The sequence below is a fragment of the Atopobium minutum 10063974 genome (assembly GCF_000364325.1).
Taxonomy (GTDB): Bacteria; Actinomycetota; Coriobacteriia; order Coriobacteriales; family Atopobiaceae; genus Atopobium; species Atopobium minutum.
In genome coordinates, this window is record NZ_KB822533.1 from 61,586 (window position 1) to 77,738 (window position 16,153).

The 16,153-nt window shown below is 49.1% G+C and carries 14 protein-coding genes and 1 tRNA gene; 4 read left to right on the forward strand and 11 right to left on the reverse strand.

Features of this window, described 5'->3' with window-relative positions; translation table 11 throughout:
* Positions 1-257 precede the first annotated feature (257 nt).
* A complete protein-coding gene (locus tag HMPREF1091_RS00260) occupies positions 258-1,004 on the reverse strand; it encodes a DeoR/GlpR family DNA-binding transcription regulator (protein ID WP_002562823.1) in 747 nt (248 codons plus the stop codon).
* A 173-nt stretch (positions 1,005-1,177) separates the two neighbouring features.
* Positions 1,178-2,392, reverse strand: a complete 1,215-nt coding sequence (locus tag HMPREF1091_RS00265) for an iron-containing alcohol dehydrogenase (protein ID WP_002562824.1) — start codon at positions 2,390-2,392, stop codon at positions 1,178-1,180.
* 346 nt (positions 2,393-2,738) lie between these two features.
* On the opposite strand from HMPREF1091_RS00265, the gene HMPREF1091_RS00270 reads away from it, so the two are divergent.
* From HMPREF1091_RS00270 to HMPREF1091_RS00280, 3 genes are all read left to right on the forward strand, one after another.
* Positions 2,739-3,734, forward strand: a complete 996-nt coding sequence (locus tag HMPREF1091_RS00270; protein ID WP_002562825.1) for a tetratricopeptide repeat protein — start codon at positions 2,739-2,741, stop codon at positions 3,732-3,734.
* The gene (locus HMPREF1091_RS00275) at positions 3,735-4,691 is read left to right on the forward strand and encodes a hypothetical protein (RefSeq protein WP_002562826.1); all 957 of its coding nucleotides are present in this window, start codon (positions 3,735-3,737) and stop codon (positions 4,689-4,691) included.
* Positions 4,692-4,746: 55 nt separating this feature from the next.
* A tRNA-Glu gene (locus HMPREF1091_RS00280) sits at positions 4,747-4,821 on the forward strand.
* A 76-nt stretch (positions 4,822-4,897) separates the two neighbouring features.
* Here the strand turns inward: HMPREF1091_RS00280 and HMPREF1091_RS00285 are convergent.
* The 9 genes from HMPREF1091_RS00285 to HMPREF1091_RS00325 form a co-directional block, all read right to left on the reverse strand.
* The gene (locus tag HMPREF1091_RS00285; RefSeq protein ID WP_002562827.1) at positions 4,898-5,806 is read right to left on the reverse strand and encodes a histidinol-phosphatase HisJ family protein; all 909 of its coding nucleotides are present in this window, start codon (positions 5,804-5,806) and stop codon (positions 4,898-4,900) included.
* Positions 5,807-5,967: 161 nt separating this feature from the next.
* Positions 5,968-7,299, reverse strand: coding sequence for a pyrimidine-nucleoside phosphorylase (locus HMPREF1091_RS00290; RefSeq protein WP_002562828.1), 1,332 nt, complete (start codon positions 7,297-7,299; stop codon positions 5,968-5,970).
* Between the two features lie 12 nt (positions 7,300-7,311).
* On the reverse strand, positions 7,312-7,755 hold the full coding sequence (locus HMPREF1091_RS00295) for a cytidine deaminase (RefSeq protein WP_002562829.1): 444 nt from the start codon (positions 7,753-7,755) through the stop codon (positions 7,312-7,314).
* 106 nt (positions 7,756-7,861) lie between these two features.
* The gene (locus HMPREF1091_RS00300) at positions 7,862-8,782 is read right to left on the reverse strand and encodes an ABC transporter permease (RefSeq protein ID WP_002562830.1); all 921 of its coding nucleotides are present in this window, start codon (positions 8,780-8,782) and stop codon (positions 7,862-7,864) included.
* Positions 8,772-9,899 carry an ABC transporter permease gene (locus tag HMPREF1091_RS00305; protein WP_002562831.1) on the reverse strand — a complete coding sequence of 376 codons (1,128 nt, stop codon included), beginning with the start codon at positions 9,897-9,899 and terminating at the stop codon, positions 8,772-8,774. Before HMPREF1091_RS00305 ends, HMPREF1091_RS00300 begins: the two co-directional genes overlap by 11 nt.
* Positions 9,899-11,425: an ABC transporter ATP-binding protein gene (locus HMPREF1091_RS00310; protein WP_002562832.1), complete on the reverse strand. Its 1,527-nt coding sequence runs from the start codon at positions 11,423-11,425 to the stop codon at positions 9,899-9,901. The genes HMPREF1091_RS00305 and HMPREF1091_RS00310 overlap by 1 nt, the downstream gene beginning before the upstream one ends.
* Before the next feature lie 105 nt (positions 11,426-11,530).
* Positions 11,531-12,586 (reverse strand): BMP family ABC transporter substrate-binding protein, encoded by a 1,056-nt coding sequence (locus HMPREF1091_RS00315; protein WP_002562833.1) that lies wholly within the window; start codon positions 12,584-12,586, stop codon positions 11,531-11,533.
* Positions 12,587-12,659: 73 nt separating this feature from the next.
* Positions 12,660-13,367, reverse strand: a complete 708-nt coding sequence (gene deoD, locus HMPREF1091_RS00320; protein ID WP_002562834.1) for a purine-nucleoside phosphorylase — start codon at positions 13,365-13,367, stop codon at positions 12,660-12,662.
* A 3-nt stretch (positions 13,368-13,370) separates the two neighbouring features.
* Positions 13,371-14,561, reverse strand: coding sequence for a phosphopentomutase (locus tag HMPREF1091_RS00325; protein ID WP_002562835.1), 1,191 nt, complete (start codon positions 14,559-14,561; stop codon positions 13,371-13,373).
* A gap of 438 nt (positions 14,562-14,999) precedes the next feature.
* On the opposite strand from HMPREF1091_RS00325, the gene HMPREF1091_RS00330 reads away from it, so the two are divergent.
* The gene (locus HMPREF1091_RS00330) at positions 15,000-16,106 is read left to right on the forward strand and encodes a PfkB family carbohydrate kinase (protein WP_002562836.1); all 1,107 of its coding nucleotides are present in this window, start codon (positions 15,000-15,002) and stop codon (positions 16,104-16,106) included.
* The last annotated feature ends 47 nt before the right edge of the window (positions 16,107-16,153 follow it).

The window sequence follows — 16,153 nt, forward strand, 5'->3', positions numbered from 1 at the left end:
AACTTTGTAGAGTATACTATATAGCTTCGTTCATAACAATATTACTTCCGAACATAAGCATTTTAGGCTTCAGTGGTATATCAGTGATTTATCAGCAGGTAAACAGGGTCATATCTAAGCTTATGTCTAATAAAAAAGAAACTATTCTTGCCCAGATGCAAAAATAGTTTCTTATAATTTGCTTTAAGCTGTATGTAGTACCATATGCGAACTGCGCAAATGCGCTTTGTGTGTCAGCGAGAAGGCCTCACATTACGCTATACACAAATGACGTCAAGCCCCAACTGCTGCGCTTGTTCTCTATATTCGAGCTGTATCTGATTGTCCGTAATAACAGTAAGAGGTCTATCTTGGATGCGCAGAGGAACGGCTCCTGTGGACGAGAATTTCTCGGACTCCGTGAGCACAATGACCTCATTGGCAGATTCCGCCATGATGCGTACCGACTCTGCGCGCATTTGATCGGAGTTGGTAAAGCCCATAGTGCGAGACCAGCCATCGGTTCCAGCAAAGAGATGCTCTACAGAAAACTCACGAGCACACAGGCGCACCAAAGGACCTACGACGACCTGTGAATCTGGCTGAACAAAGCCTCCAAGCAACGTGGTGTTGATAGAGGGAAAATCACGCACATAGGTAGCAATAAACGTGCTGTTGGTGACGATGGTGATATTGTGCTTGGTTGCTGCAATCTCGCGTGCCAGCAAAGCACAGCAACTGCCATTTTCAATCATGATGGTTGACCCATCCGACACCATCTGCGCTGCGCGCTTAGCAATTTGGAGTTTTTCCGTATAGTGATAGGCAAGGCGCCCATTTACATCATTGGGATTGGCAAGCAACGCAAACCCATGTTCACGCACCACTAAGCCTTGTGCTTGAAGCGCATCTAAATCCTTGCGAATGGTTACATTAGAAACGTTAAGAAGCTCCGAAAGCTCAGATACTTCTATACGCTTACGGCGAGTGAGAATTTCCAAGAGAGCGCTGTCACGTTTAGACATATAACCTCACGAGTTTTGTTCGTAATTACAAGGCTGCTTAGTTGGTAAGTCTACCCGCTTATGCACAAGAATAAAGCGTAAAAGGTAAACGGTTTTTCCGAATACCCTTTACGCTTTTACTGTCGCTGCAGGCTTATACGCTTGCACTCGAGCAGGTAATAAACAAGTGCACCTTAGAACTCAACAGGCAGGTCATAGTATGCGCACTTAAGAAGCTGTTCCATCTCTTCTTGCGTGGGCTTACGAGGATTGGAGCCGGTGCAAGCATCATCAATTGCGTTAGCGGCAATAGTGGGGAGCTTCTCAAGGAACTCTGCCTCATCAATGATAGAAGTCTCGGACTTGGTGCCACCCTCGCCGTAGTTCTTGATGCCTTGAGGAATATCCAGCTTGTCGTTAAGATCGCGGATATACTGTACCAAAGCAGCTACCAGCTCTTCATTGGTAGCACCCTCAAGATGCAGAATTTCCTTAGCTACAAAGGCATAACGCTGCGCTGCACGCTCATCCTTGGCATTAAACTGAATAACCTTGCCAAGATACATAGCGTTTGCGCAACCATGAATGACGTGGCCGCCACTAAATGCAGCACCAGTCTTGTGTGCCATGGAGTGTACGATGCCAAGCAGTCCGGAAGAGAAGGCAATACCAGCAATGCACTGAGCATCGTGCATGTGCTGACGAGCTTCCTTATCGCCCTTGTAAGACTTAGGCAACCACTCGGTAATCTCGCGGATACCATGAAGGGCATTGCCGTCGGTATACATAGAAGCAACGGTAGAAACATAGGCCTCAATGCAGTGTGTCAGAGCATCCATACCGGTGTGAGCGCAAAGCTTTGCAGGCATAGAATAGGTAAGCTCAGGGTCTACGATGGCAACATCAGGCGTAATCTCAAAGTCTGCAATGGGGTACTTAATGCCCTTTTCGTAATCAGTAATGATAGAGAAAGCGGTTACCTCGGTGGCGGTACCAGAGGTAGAAGAAATTGCACAGAAGCGGGCCTTCTGGCGAAGCTCTGGCAGACCAAATACTACGCACATTTGCTCAAAGGTAGTCTCGGGATACTCATACTTGATCCACATAGCCTTAGCAGCATCGATAGGAGAGCCACCACCAACAGCAATGATCCAGTCAGGCTGGAACTCTACCATAGCAGCAGCACCCTTCATAACGGTCTCTACAGATGGGTCAGACTCAACGCCCTCAAAGAAAGCAACTTCAAACCCAGCAGACTTAAGATCTGCCTCAATGTCCTGCAAAAAACCGCCGCGGCGCATAGAGCTGCCACCAGAAACGATCATTGCACGAGAACCCTTGAAGTTCTTTACCTCATGACGTGCACCCTCTCCAAAGTACAAGTCGCGCGGATTAGTAAAACGTCCCATTTTCTCCTCCTTTTGGGCCACAAGCTTTGTGCAGCCAACTTTTTGGGAATCCGTTACTTTCTAGTATAGCCCCTCGCCTCCATAAAATCTCGAAATATTCCGGTAAATTTATTCATTTCAAAGCATATTTTATACATTTATTGCTTTAGAACCTGTAAATGACTACTATTTACTAGTCATTCTATACAGTACCCTTATGTTGCTGTTGCAGTGTGCCTACAGAGCCGTTATGCGCCCACCGATACCCTTGTAGACACAGCAGCTGTAGCTCCTGTGACGCACGGCTATTTTGGGTAGTATGGAAGCCGTCAAACAGAGCGTGTGTATCAAAGCAAAGGAGGCCACCATGTCGTATGATCCCTGGACAGAAGACTATCAACGCATGAGCCTCTGCTTTGCCAAAACCTTAAACTGGTCAGATACCGATGCTGCCACCAAGGCCATCGCCGACTTCAAGCGTGCCTATACTCAGAACCGCCACTCCCTGCCCCAGACGGACTCTGAACGTGCCTTTCATTTGGTTGCAGAAGCAGCATCCCTCATTGACTACCGCCTGCCCTTCTCGGATGAAAATACTGCCGAGAAAATCATCAATACCGCCCATGACTTGCTCAATGAGGCAACCACGCTGGATAAAAACTGCCACGATGCCCAACGCATGTTGGCGGCATCGCGCTGCCCCAGCTTTGAGGCCTATTATCGCTTTCTCAAAGACCGCCTTGACCAAGTAAGATCTGACTGTGAGGCTGCTCGTGACGCAGTGTGCGGTCACACCATACTCGATGAAGAGCTTGCAAGAGAGCTGGCCATGCGTCCTTATATACGTTGGGCAGCAACGCTGGCTGTTCGTGCCCTCATTTGTGGACGGTATCGTGTTGCTGCGGATCTCTTGCAAGAGCTGCTGGACATAGACCCACAAGATAGGTCAGGGGCGCGGTATACCGCGGCGTTAGTATATGCCAAACTCGAGGATGAGCAGGCGCTGGAGTCCATTGCACTGTGCACTCTGCGCTTAGGCGATCCTGCGCATGAAGATGCGTGGATGCTTCTGGCCCGCATTGCTCTGGCCTATAAACGCCGAGATATTCAAGCAGCGGAGCTCTTTTTGCATGAGCTTATGAGCAGCTATCCACAGGCAGCCGCCGTTCTCATGCGTCAAGATGAACTACCCGATGGTGTGTTTTGTCGGATTTCTGTACGACCCTTTAGCGAAGATGAGCTTACCCTAGCCGTTTCTGAAGCAAGCGTCTTGCTGCAAGAAGGATGCGACGACGGAGCGCATGGTCCGTTGGGCAATTGGCTTGCAAGACGTGCAGAAGATTTGTTGAAGAGTGAGGCATAAATGAACCTATGGGATGAACTTCTCGAGCGCATTAGGACGAGAAAGGCGCAGGACCTTGGTCCTCTATCCATTGCTGCTGGAGTAGAGCTTGACGATGCCATTAGCAAAGATCCCCAAAAGTTTATTACCACAGCTGAAGACAGAGCCTTTTATATGTTTGTACAGTTAATGGACACCATTGCTGTTAAACATGCTGCTTTTGAAGGGTTGGAGGATGAGGATTTTTACCAAAAGCGTACACAGTGGCTTACGTTTATTAACCAGTCCTGTACAACTATTTTGGCCACGGATCCCCACTGCACCGATGCAAAAACGCTGCAAATCCTCTCTGAGGATTATCCTCCAGAGCGTACTTTTGAGCTCCTCGACTCTCATGCCGTGAAGTCAATTTCTCGTCGGTATATTTCTGACGCGTGGGAAAATATTTATGCGCGCCCTTCTCTGCGCGCTCGTGCAGCAGCATCGCGCGCCATGTTAGAAACCGCGCGCTATTCTCAAGCTATACGCACCTGTGAAACCCTTATTCGCAGCGACCAGGCAGATCATGTTGGTGCTCGATATACGCTGGCACTCGCATATGCTCGTCTTGAGCTGGAGGAGCAACTCGAAGCGCTGGAAGCAAGCTATCATCATCGTAGCAATGCTTGGTTTGCCCTTGCTCGTATTATCTTGCTTTACAAGTTGGATCGCATGAGTGCGGCCCGCCGTGCCCTCCAGGGTTTTATGCGCGCCTACGAAGCTGGCTCCTTTTTGCTGATAAAGCCCATATATGTAGAACTGTATTTGCCAATTAGGCCCAGCTTTGACCGCGGTAGTTTTGAAGAAGTTGCTATGGCCTGCTCAGAGGCTGAACCCATTTTGATGGACACGCCGGATCTGATTACCTGGGCACAAGAGCACGATGACTTTGTGAACCAAGCAAAGAATTTTGCACACGATAATGGCTTTGAGTGGTAAAGTTTGCTTTCTTGTAGGACTTTTGGCATTTATTTGTTATACTTCTTACGCATTCGTCCCCATCGTCTAGTGGTTAGGACATCGCCCTTTCAAGGCGGCAACACGAGTTCGAGTCTCGTTGGGGGCACCATAGCATGAGTAACGGCTTGGAGTTTCTCCAAGCCGTTTTTTGTTGCTACTTTGTTGAGCAGATATAAGTACATTGTTTATTCTTCAAGTGAATGGAACACGGGCTCCCATGCATCGAAGGTGCAATACTGCTGATACCCCAAGGACAAAAGACGCTTCTTAGCCAAGCCAATATAAGCACCCAAATTGCTTTCTCTATGAGAATCCGAACCAATGGTAATGATGCGTCCACCCAAATCCCTATACAGTTCCAAAATTTCTGTACAGGGCGTAAGATCAGGCAGTCCATAGCGAAAGCTTGAGGTATTAAGCTCAATGCCCTTTCCATCTGCAATCGCCTGCTCCAAAATTGCGGCTACCATATCGCGGATATTCTCGAAGGGATACAAATTCTCTGCGCCCACCAACTCAAGTTCATAGCGCTTGATTAAATCGAGATGTGCGAGCACGGAATAGTCTTTGAACTTCTCAACTACGCTCAGAAGCTCATGATAATATGTCTGATTGTATTCTGCTTGGCTGCGTCCCTCCATGAACTCACCGGTCCAAAATTCCAGGTTATCCACCTGATGAACAGAGAGCAGCGCAAAGTCCATACGGCTGGCATAGCGCCGCATAAGTGTTTGATACTCAGCAATATACTGTGTTTGGACGCCCAACTCTAAGCCTGTTTTTATCGTCAAGCCTCCCAGATGACGCCCACTCCCAAGCTGTGCAAACTGCTCACGAACTGCCTCTATTGCTGGAAAGTAGCGTTCATAATCCACATTAAGCAACGGCTCAAGCACGCCGTCTGGATTTTTATGCATACGTGCTGCAGAATGATCCGCTTGATACTGCTCCACATCCAATTTAATGCCATAGTCCACATGATCCGTAAAGCAAAGCTCATCTATATTGTGGCGAATAGCATCACGACAAACGTCCGTCATAGGGTACCAAGAATCATCAGAAAATTCGGAATGAGCATGGTAATCGGCAAGCATGATGGTCCTCCCTCGCAACGTCTTACTGTGGCGTGCACCCACAACACAGGTTCGCATGCCACATAAAAGGCAGTCATCCACCCATGTGAATGACTGCCAGTATAGACCAAGCAGCTCCAGCCATGCCTACAGCACTGGTGCCGATACATTAAACGCCAAGGTTAAACGTCAAAACGCTCCACACCCTCGCGAGAAACACGTGCATGGAACAAAGGTGCCTCCACTGCTTTTTGTTGACGAATATCCAGTGCATCCATAAAGATATTCTCGGCAGCATCCAAGAGATCCTCATTGGCAGCGTATAGCGTTGCCAACAGATCACCAGGCTGGACGGCATCGCCAGTCTTTTTAGCAAGCACAATACCGGCAGAGTAATCTATGGAGTCTTCCTTCTTTTCTCGGCCCGCTCCTAAGGCAACGGAAGCAATGCCGCAGCGCTCGGTATCCATGGCAACAATACTGCCTGCGGCAGTGGAATGCAGCTCACGCGACTGACGAGGCTCAACCAAAAGCTCAAAGGGATTATCCAGCAGATCCGCGTTGCCGCCCTGAGCTGTCACCATTTCTTTAAGCTTGGCAAAACCCTCACCGTTGGCAATTTGGCCACGTGCCATATTGCGGCAACTATCCATAGAGCCCTTGCCAGCAAGGTACAAAAGATTGGCCGCCAGCTCAACACAAATGTCGGTCAAATCCTTTGGCCCTTTGCCCTGGAGCGTAGTTGCGGCCTCTGCCACCTCAAGCGTATTGCCAATGCACATACCCAAAGGACGCCCCATGTCCGTAATAAGGGCAACCGTCGTACGGCCTACCTCTTCACCAATAGAAACCATTTCCTTTGCCAGAGCAATGGCATCGTCTACGGTCTTCATAAAGGCACCACTGCCACATTTAACATCCAACAAGATCTTGTCGGCACCGGCAGCGATCTTCTTACTCATAATGCTCGAAGCAATAAGTGGCAAGCTATCTACCGTAGCGGTAACATCGCGCAAGCCATACAGGCGCTTGTCCGCAGGAACCAGATTGCCGGTTTGGCTGATGATCGCCACACCAACCTCATTTACAATCTGCACAAAGCGCTCGGAGTCGATTGCAACGGACAAGCCAGGAATGGATTCCAGCTTATCCAAGGTGCCGCCCGTGTGTCCCAGGCCGCGGCCACTCATCTTAGCCATGCGCACGCCCAGCGACGCCACAAGAGGTGCCACAACTAGCGAGGTTTTATCGCCCACGCCACCGGTAGAGTGCTTATCCACCTTGATGCCACTAATCCCAGACAGGTCTACCACATCACCGGAGTGCACCATTTCCATAGTAAGCGTGGCCGTTTCCCGCGCATTCATGCCCTGGAAATAGATGGCCATGCACAGAGCAGATGCCTGATAATCAGGAATCTCACCCGTAGCATATCCCTGGACAAAGAAGGCAATTTCCTCGTCGGTCAGCTCTTTGCCATCACGTTTTTTCTCGATAAGATCGTACATCCTCATACTATCAGTCTCCTAGTAATGCTCATGATTACACGCAGCGCGCTCTAGATTGTCGGGACCAAAGCCTTGGGGGAGCAGTTCGGCGAGGCTGTAGACCTTGTACTCATCTGGCGTACGTGCCAAAATCACACGGAAGCTCTGCGGATCACAAAACTCGCGCATAACCTGGCGACAAACGCCACAGGGTGCACACCAATCAGAAATGGGACTTCCTGCTGCGCCACCCACGACGGCAATGGCAATAAAATCAAAAACTCCCTCACTAACCGCCTTAAAAAAAGCCGTGCGTTCCGCACAATTCGTAGGCGTATAGGATGCGTTTTCAATATTGCAGCCATGCCAAACCTTGCCGTGAACATCCAGCAATGCCGCACCAACAGAGAATTGAGAATACGGCACATAGGCCTGCTCACGCGCAGTAATTGCCTCTGCTACCAGGGTTTTATCGTCAACCATACCTCCTCCTTCTTCTTATAAACGTGCCTATAAGCTGCCCATAAACAAGAAGTGCGCCCAGCAACAAAGCCGAGCGCACTTGCCTTACGAGCGTACGCTCTTCCTTCTAACGAGAGCCCTTGATGTAAGGAACACCGTCTGCCTTGGGAGCAGCAGAGCGACCCACAAACAGGATAAGAATGATGATGGTAAGCACATAGGGAAGCATTGCCATGATCTGAGTTGGAACAGCAATAACGCCGCCGCCCAGCATGATAGTGAGCGCCTGTGCCATACCAAAAAGCAAACAGGCTGCATAGGCACCATGAGGCTTCCATTTACCAAAGATAACGGCAGCAAGTGCAATAAAGCCCTGACCGCTAATGGAGATCTGCGTAAACTGAGAAACGATTGCTAAGGTTACCGAAGCGCCACCAAAGCCAGCGAGCATACCAGAGAGCAAAACGCATACATAGCGCGTAAGCTCCACATTGATGCCAAGGGTATCGGCAGCTGCGGGGTGCTCGCCAACCGCACGAATATGCAGGCCCCACTTAGTTTTATAGAAGACAAACCACATAACAAACGCAGCGATAAGACCCATCACAACCGTAACGTCAACATTAAAGGAAGCAAAGGGCGTTCCCGCAAAGGCACTATCACCAAACAGCTTGGGAAGCGTGGCTACAGGGGGCGTCATTGCCGCGTTATCAAAGAGCAGACGGCAGAAAAACAGAGCGATGCCGGGAGCCAACAAGTTAATAGCAACACCAGAAATGGTCTGATCTGCACGGAAGGTAATGGAAGCAACCGCATGCAGCAAAGCAATGCCTGCTCCCGCAACACCAGCAGCTATAAAGCCCAACCAGGGGTTGCCGGTAAAGTAACTAACGGCACTTGCGGTAAAGGCACCCACCATCATCATGCCTTCAATACCAATGTTTACAACGCCAGAGCGCTCGGAAATAACGCCGCCCAACGCACCAAATACCAGCGGCGTAGAATACATGAGCGTGATGCCAATAAGCAGTAGAAGACTAGTGAGCATTGCTTGCTCCCTTCTTCTCAATACGGCTAATGATCATAGGCAGTACCTGCGACAAAGCCATCAAAAACACGATGGTGCCAATCATGATGTTAATGATGTCCGAAGGCGCACCAATAATCTGTTGGACGCTCTGTCCGCCGTAAATAAGACCACTAAACAAGAACCCTGCAGGAATACATCCAAGGGGAGAAGATCCAGCAATAAATGCCACCGAAAGTCCGTTAAAGCCGGCATTCTCAAAAGCAGCCAAAATTGAAATGCTATGCGGAGCTATGCCGGTAATGGTAAGAGCACCTGCCAAACCGCACAGACCGCCAGAGATAAGCATGCACGAAACAATGTTTTTGTTTACACCAATGCCCGAGAAGAGCGCCGCATCGCGATTAAAGCCTACCGCACGCATCTCATATCCAACTTTAGTATGCTTGAGCAGCCAAGAAATGCCTATCGCGGCCAAGATTGCAATGATGATACCAAGGTTTACATCGGTCTTTACCAGCATATCGTACAGCCAGGGAATGCCGCTCAGTGCATCCTGACCAGCCTCGGAAAGCTTCCAATTAGGAAGAATCATAGTAAAGCTGGAAGGATTAACAGGAAACGTGCTGGTGGAGTCCGGCTGGTGGAACGTCTGTGTGTTAACCACAAAATTGCAGGCATACAAGCTAATCCAGTTAAGCATGATGCTGGTAATGACTTCATGAATACCAAATTTAGCTTTAAGAAATCCGATAAGCCCGCCAACCAAAGCGCCGCCTAAAGTACCGGCCAAAATAACCAGAGGAATCTGCAAAACAGCTGGCAGATTAAGGGAAATGCCTACAATGGTGGCAAAAATAGTACCAACGATGTACTGACCCTCAGCGCCAATGTTAAACATACCTGTCTTAAATGCAAATGCTACTGCCACACCGGTCAGAATAATGGGGGTTGCCTTAATAATGACGTTGGAAATATATTTGGGCTTGCCCAAAGCGCCATTAAACAACGCACCAAACGAAGCAATGGGGTCATACCCAGCAATTGCCAACACAACCGCAGCAATAATAAATCCAAAGAGGATTGCTAAGACTGTTGCCGTAATGGGTTTCTTTAAAATCTTAACGAGGGTATCCATTATTTTGCACCTCCTGCCATCAAAAGGCCAATTTCTGACTCGGTGATGGTTCCCTGTGCAAATGTATCAACAATAGCGCCATCATAGATAACTGCAATGGTATCGGCAACGTCCATAACCTCATCAAGCTCAAGAGAGATGAGCAAAATTGCACAACCCCTGTCACGCTCGCGAATGAGTGCCTTATGGACAAACTCAATAGCACCAACATCAAGACCACGGGTTGGCTGAACCGCAATCAACAATTTAGGATTGCTGGAAACTTGACGAGCGATAATAACCTTCTGTTGGTTGCCGCCAGACAAGCCGCCTGCACTCGAATGCTCGCAGTTCGCAGGACGAATATCGTATTCATCAATAAGCTTGTGCGTAAACTCGTCAATCTTGGCGTAGTCAAGCATCACGCCCGAACCAAAGCTATCCTCGCCGTGACGCTCTAGTACCATGTTTTCTGATACCGAGAAGGGCAAAACAAGACCCCAGCGGTGACGATCAGAAGGCACGGTGGATACGCTGGTATCAATAACCGTACGGGGTGTAGTGTTAGTAATATCCTTACCACATACGGTAACGGTGCCACTTTGTGCCTTGATCAAACAATCAATGGCATCTACGAGTTCTTTTTGGCCATTACCATCAATGCCTGCAATGCCAACAATCTCACCCGCACGCACTTCCAGATTAAGGCCTTTAACAGCTTCAATGCCGCGCTCGTTGTTTACATGCAAGTCACGAATTGATAGGACCACGTCGCCAGGCGTAGCCGGGGTTTTATCGACCGTAAGATTAACATGGCGACCAACCATCTTAGAGGCAAGCTCGTCCTCGGTGACCTGAGATACATCAACGGTACCCATATAAACACCGCGACGAATGATGGTACATTCATCTGCCGAGGACATAATCTCTTTAAGCTTGTGCGTAATGATAATGATGGTTTTACCCTTGCTTACCAAATCACGCATAATCTTAATGAGTTGCTCAATCTCCTGAGGGGTAAGCACTGCGGTGGGCTCATCAAGAATAAGGGTGTCAGCACCACGATACAGTGCCTTGAGGATCTCTACACGCTGTTGCATACCAACGGTAATGTCCTCAATGCGCGCATCTGGGTCTACCTCAAAACCATATTCCTCAACAATGGAAGCAACCTCAGCACGGGCACGCTTCATATCCAACACGCCAGCTGGTCCACATACCTCATCACCCAACACGATATTCTCGGTAACGGTAAAATTCTCTACCAACATAAAGTGCTGGTGAACCATACCAATACCATGCTTAATTGCCTTGGTAGGGTTGGTGATGTCTGCTTCCTTCCCGTTAAGAAAGATAGTGCCCGCATCGGCCTGGTATAGACCGTATAAAATGTTCATAAGCGTGGATTTACCCGCGCCGTTCTCGCCCAAGATTGCATGAATGGACTGCTTTTTTACATCGAGGTCAACGCCGCTTAGAGCAGTAAAAGCTCCAAATCTTTTGACTATGCCGTGCATCTGTACGGCGTAATCGTGACTCGCTTCCATAACACACTCCTCTTGCGTACTTCTAAAAAAGTGAGGGCACCCACAAATCCGGGCCGCCCTCACCCATCACAGTAGTACGCGTGTTTTACTCAGCAGCGCTACAACTTACAGAGCTGCAACATACTCGTCGTACTTCTCCTTATTCATAGGAGGTACTACGCTGCCATCCTTGAACTTACCTTCAAACTCAACAGCTGCCTTGTATACTGCATCGTCAATGTGAGGATGATCCTCAGGAATGCCTACGCAGCCTTCTGCAGCGCCCAGCTCAATATTGCGGCCGCCCTTTGTGCCACCCTGGATCTCTGTGGATACCTCGATGATGGCCTTATCTACCTTCTTAAGTGCGGAGGTAAGTACGTTGTCAGGTGCGAGGTATGCCTGGTCACGGTCTACACCAATAGCAAACTTGCCGGCTTCCTTAGCTGCCTCAATAACGCCAGCGCCTACGCCACCTGCTGCATGGAATACGATGTCGCAGCCATCGGAGAACATCTTGGAAGCAATAGCCTTGCCCTTTGCAGAGTCAGAGAAGGAATCTGCATACTGGGTAAGTACCTCAACGTTGGTGTTGTTCTCCTTGTTTGCGTAAGCAATACCAGCCTTGTAACCATAATCAAACTGGTCAATAACGACACCGCTAATGCCACCGACAAAACCAACCTTGTTGGTCTTGGTGGTGCGAGCTGCAATGTAGCCAACCATGAAGGAGGGCTCCTGTGCGCGGAAGGTTACACCGGTCAGGTTATCAACGGGCTTCTCGTAAGCGTTGTCGATGATGGCAAACTGAACATCCTTGTTCTTTGCAGCTACATCGGCTACAGCATCTGCCATAGCAAAGCCAACGCCCCAAATGAGGTTAGCCTCATCGTCTACAGCCTTATCCAGGTTGGAGGCGTAGTCAGACTCCTGCTTGGACTCAAGGTAATTAACCTTCCAGCCCTTATCCTTCTCAAGCTGCTTGAGGCCTTCCCAAGAGCTCTGGTTAAAGGATTGGTCATTGACGCCGCCCGTATCGGTGATCATAGAAATCTTGTAGGAAGACTTGGTCTCAGAGGCACCCTGAGAGCCACCCTTGCTACATGCGCCCAAACCAAGCGTTACTGCAAAAGCTGCAGAAGCGCCCAAAAAATCCCTGCGCGAAAGATTTTTGTTCAACATACCTTATTTCCCTTCTCTAAACCCAAACTCTTGCCACGATAATCCGTGCGCATAACAATACGTACCACTATTTTTACGCAAGTGACAGTGCGACTTCCATCATCTGCGTAAAGCTCGTCTGGCGTTCGTCCGCCGGCAGAGAAGCGCCGGTAAGCGGTAGGTCAGAAATGGTGCAAACACACAGTGCTTTCTTGCCGGCACGTGCTGCGTTCATGTAGAGACCAGCCGATTCCATCTCTACAGCCAAGACACCCATGCCTGCCCAACGCTCATTGACCGTTGGGTCATCATTGTAAAAAACGTCTGCGGAAAGCACGTTACCCACATGGGTAGGTACGCCGAGTTTCTCGGCAGACTCTACCGCACGACGCAGCAGCCCGTAATCTGCAATGGGGGCATAGGTGCCAGGCAGACGGTACTGTGCTGCGTAGTTGGAATCCGTGCAAGCACCCATACCAATTACCAGGTCACGAAGCTGTACTTGGGGTGCCAAGCCGCCGGCAGAACCAATGCGGATAATGGCATCCACATCATAGAAGTTATACAGCTCATAGGAGTAAATCCCGATAGAAGGAATGCCCATACCACCGCCCATAACAGAGATGGGCTTGCCGTTATAGGTACCGGTGTAACCAAACATGTTACGAACGGTATTAAAGCACTCAACGTTTTCTAGGTAATGATCTGCCACATACTTGGCGCGCAAAGGATCGCCAGGCATAAGCACTGTTTTAGCAATTTGACCTTCATGTGCTGCATTATGCGGGGTTGGGGTAGCCATTACTTATCCCTCCAAGATTTCGCTCAAATGAGACGTGCCCTGCTCGAGTACGGGAATACCCAAGTATTCCAAAACGGTGGCAGAAACATCTGCAAACGTAGTGCTCGTACCTAAGTTTGTATTGGGCTTAACCTTCTTACCAGCAATAATCCAAGGCACATACTCACGAGAATGGTCTGTAGATGGCGTTACTGGGTCACACCCGTGGTCTGCCACAACCATAAACAGGTCATCCTCACGCAGCTTAGAAAGCATAGTGGGAACGTGTTTGTCAAAATAGGCAAGCGCCTTGGCATACCCGTCTACGTCATTGCGGTGGCCATAAATCATGTCCGTGTCTACCAAATTGATAAAGCACAGGCCCTCAAAGTCACGATCCAACAGCTCAATAGTGCGCTCAATGCCCTCGGGGTTGCCAGAGGTAGGAATAGTCTCAGTTACTCCACGGTGAGCAAAGATGTCCGCGATCTTACCAACAGCAATAACCTCTTTATTTGCATCCACAATGGCGTCCATCATGGTAGTGCCGGTGGGCTCCAAAGAAAAATCGTGGCGGTGCGAGGTGCGGGTGTACTTGCCGTTCTCTCCAATAAAGGGACGAGCAATAACGCGAGCTACGCCATGTTTTCCTGCCAAAATTTTGCGTGCCATACGGCAATACTCATACAGCTGCTCACAGGGAACAACGTCCTCATGTGCTGCAATCTGAAAAACACTATCCGCAGAGGTATACACGATAAGAGAGCCAGTCTCTTTCATTTGATCACCAAAGTCACGAATAACATCCGTGCCCGAGTACGGCTTGTTGCACAAAACCTTACGACCGGTCTGATGCTCAAACTCTTCTATGATCTCTGCGGGGAAACCATCGGGATAGGTTGGGAAGCGCTCAGGTGAAATTACACCAGCAATCTCCCAATGACCTACCGTAGTATCCTTGCCCTTTGAAGCCTCACGCAGACGCATGTAGGCGCCAGCTGGAGCCTCAATAGGAGCAATGTTGGTGTCATAGACAGACTCGAGGGCACCATCAATATTGAACAAACCAAGATCGCGCAGATTGTCCATGGAAAAATAGGAGCTTGTAGCACAGGCGCACAGCGTATTGCTGCCCTCATCGCCATACTCGGCCGCATCAGGCTCCTCGCCAATTCCAAAGCTGTCTAAAACAGTGATAAATACACGCTTTGCCATATTACTCACCTACAAATAACCATGACCGTAGTTTTTATGCAGTCTTACTTATGCTGTTACGTAGCCGTACCTATAGTCTTGCTTGCGATGTGCTTACGATGGCCGTCGTCTCTCCTTAATATTTGTTAAGCATAACAATCCGGTGAGCGGTAGCTAAGCTTCTGTCGGTAGACGGATGTTTATTCCGTGAGCGGTAATCCCAACACTTATTTAGAAAGCAAGTACAAAAGGGGTGTCTTTTCTCAACAAATGTTGAGAAACCCTGTTAATACCTACTATTTTTACATAAACAGGTGTTTGTTTAGACCCCTCCAAACAGCCGTTTGCGAAATACTCAAAAATGACCCTTGACAGATATACATTCCATCCTATACTGAAGCTCAAGAACTAATCTCTTGTTTATATATCTAATCTCTTGTTTAGTAAGGAGGAACGGATATGGAGCCACTCACCGAGCGAGAACAGCAAATTCTTGGTTGGATTGAAGAAAATCCCTATATTTCTCAGCTTGAGTTGGCGCAAAAGGCTGGTATTTCACGATCTTCCGTGGCGGTACACATTTCCAACCTCACTACCAAGGGCGCTATTTTAGGACGCAGCTATATTGTTCGCAAAGATCCCTACGTAACCGTTGTAGGTGGAGCAAATTTAGATATTGCTGGCAGACCCTGCGCTCCCCTGCGTGCTCAGGACTCCAATCCTGGCATAGTTACCACCTCCCCAGGAGGAGCCGGGCGCAACATTGCGCATAACCTGGCACTGTTGGGCGCCCAAGTAAAGCTCTTAACCGCATTTGGTGATGATGACAACGCCATCTTCCTACAAGAGCGTTGCCGTACTGCAGGTATAGACATCACTGACGCCCTGATTGTTTCTGGCGGAAGCACCTCTACCTACTTGTTTATCGCAAATGAAGCCGGAGATATGGAGTTAGCAATCTCTGATATGTACATTTACGAGAAGCTCACTCCCGACTACCTTGCTGGCAAGATAGATCTCATTAACCACGGTGCTGCCTGTGTTATTGACACCAATCTGCCCACGGAATCCATCAAATTCCTGGCCGAGCACGTAAAGGTCCCCCTGTTGTGCGACCCAGTTTCTACTACCAAAGCTGAGAAGCTTGTGGGTGTGCTCAACCACATTCATACCCTCAAGCCCAACCGCCTTGAAGCAGAGCTGCTAAGCGGTGTGCCCATTACGGACAAAAAGAGTCTCAACGCTGCCATTGACGTGCTCTTGGATCTTGGTATCGAGCGCCTGTTTGTCTCGCTTGGCTCTGATGGCCTGTTGGTTGCCGATAAAAACGAGCGCTTTAAGCTGGCTCCGCTTAAAGCAAAGGTGGTCAACACCACCGGCGCCGGTGATTCTATGATGGCAGCTATTACCTGGGGCTGGCTTAAAGGCTTTAGCCTCAAGAAATGTGCCCAAGCTGGCTTGGCTACAGCTGCACTTTGTATTGAAAGCTCCCAGACCATTAGCAAGGCTATCTCGGAAAGTGCGGTGCTGGAACACATGGCACAAGCAGCTGAACGCACAGCCTAGCACCAACGGTTTGCATCCTCTTGTTTTATATCCTCGCAAACGATGCC

Bases quoted from the DNA above. Each gene is read 5' to 3' on its own strand.
- HMPREF1091_RS00260 (WP_002562823.1), bottom strand. From the start codon at position 1,004: ATGTCTAAACGTGACAGCGCTCTCTTGGAAATTCTCACTCGCCGTAAG.
- HMPREF1091_RS00295 (WP_002562829.1), bottom strand. From the start codon at position 7,755: ATGGTTGACGATAAAACCCTGGTAGCAGAGGCAATTACTGCGCGTGAG.
- HMPREF1091_RS00275 (WP_002562826.1), top strand. From the start codon at position 3,735: ATGAACCTATGGGATGAACTTCTCGAGCGCATTAGGACGAGAAAGGCG.
- HMPREF1091_RS00315 (WP_002562833.1), bottom strand. From the start codon at position 12,586: ATGTTGAACAAAAATCTTTCGCGCAGGGATTTTTTGGGCGCTTCTGCA.
- HMPREF1091_RS00300 (WP_002562830.1), bottom strand. From the start codon at position 8,782: ATGCTCACTAGTCTTCTACTGCTTATTGGCATCACGCTCATGTATTCT.
- HMPREF1091_RS00305 (WP_002562831.1), bottom strand. From the start codon at position 9,899: ATGGATACCCTCGTTAAGATTTTAAAGAAACCCATTACGGCAACAGTC.
- HMPREF1091_RS00285 (WP_002562827.1), bottom strand. From the start codon at position 5,806: ATGCTTGCCGATTACCATGCTCATTCCGAATTTTCTGATGATTCTTGG.
- HMPREF1091_RS00265 (WP_002562824.1), bottom strand. From the start codon at position 2,392: ATGGGACGTTTTACTAATCCGCGCGACTTGTACTTTGGAGAGGGTGCA.
- HMPREF1091_RS00310 (WP_002562832.1), bottom strand. From the start codon at position 11,425: ATGGAAGCGAGTCACGATTACGCCGTACAGATGCACGGCATAGTCAAA.
- HMPREF1091_RS00270 (WP_002562825.1), top strand. From the start codon at position 2,739: ATGTCGTATGATCCCTGGACAGAAGACTATCAACGCATGAGCCTCTGC.
- HMPREF1091_RS00290 (WP_002562828.1), bottom strand. From the start codon at position 7,299: ATGAGGATGTACGATCTTATCGAGAAAAAACGTGATGGCAAAGAGCTG.
- HMPREF1091_RS00330 (WP_002562836.1), top strand. From the start codon at position 15,000: ATGGAGCCACTCACCGAGCGAGAACAGCAAATTCTTGGTTGGATTGAA.
- deoD (WP_002562834.1), bottom strand. From the start codon at position 13,367: ATGGCTACCCCAACCCCGCATAATGCAGCACATGAAGGTCAAATTGCT.
- HMPREF1091_RS00325 (WP_002562835.1), bottom strand. From the start codon at position 14,561: ATGGCAAAGCGTGTATTTATCACTGTTTTAGACAGCTTTGGAATTGGC.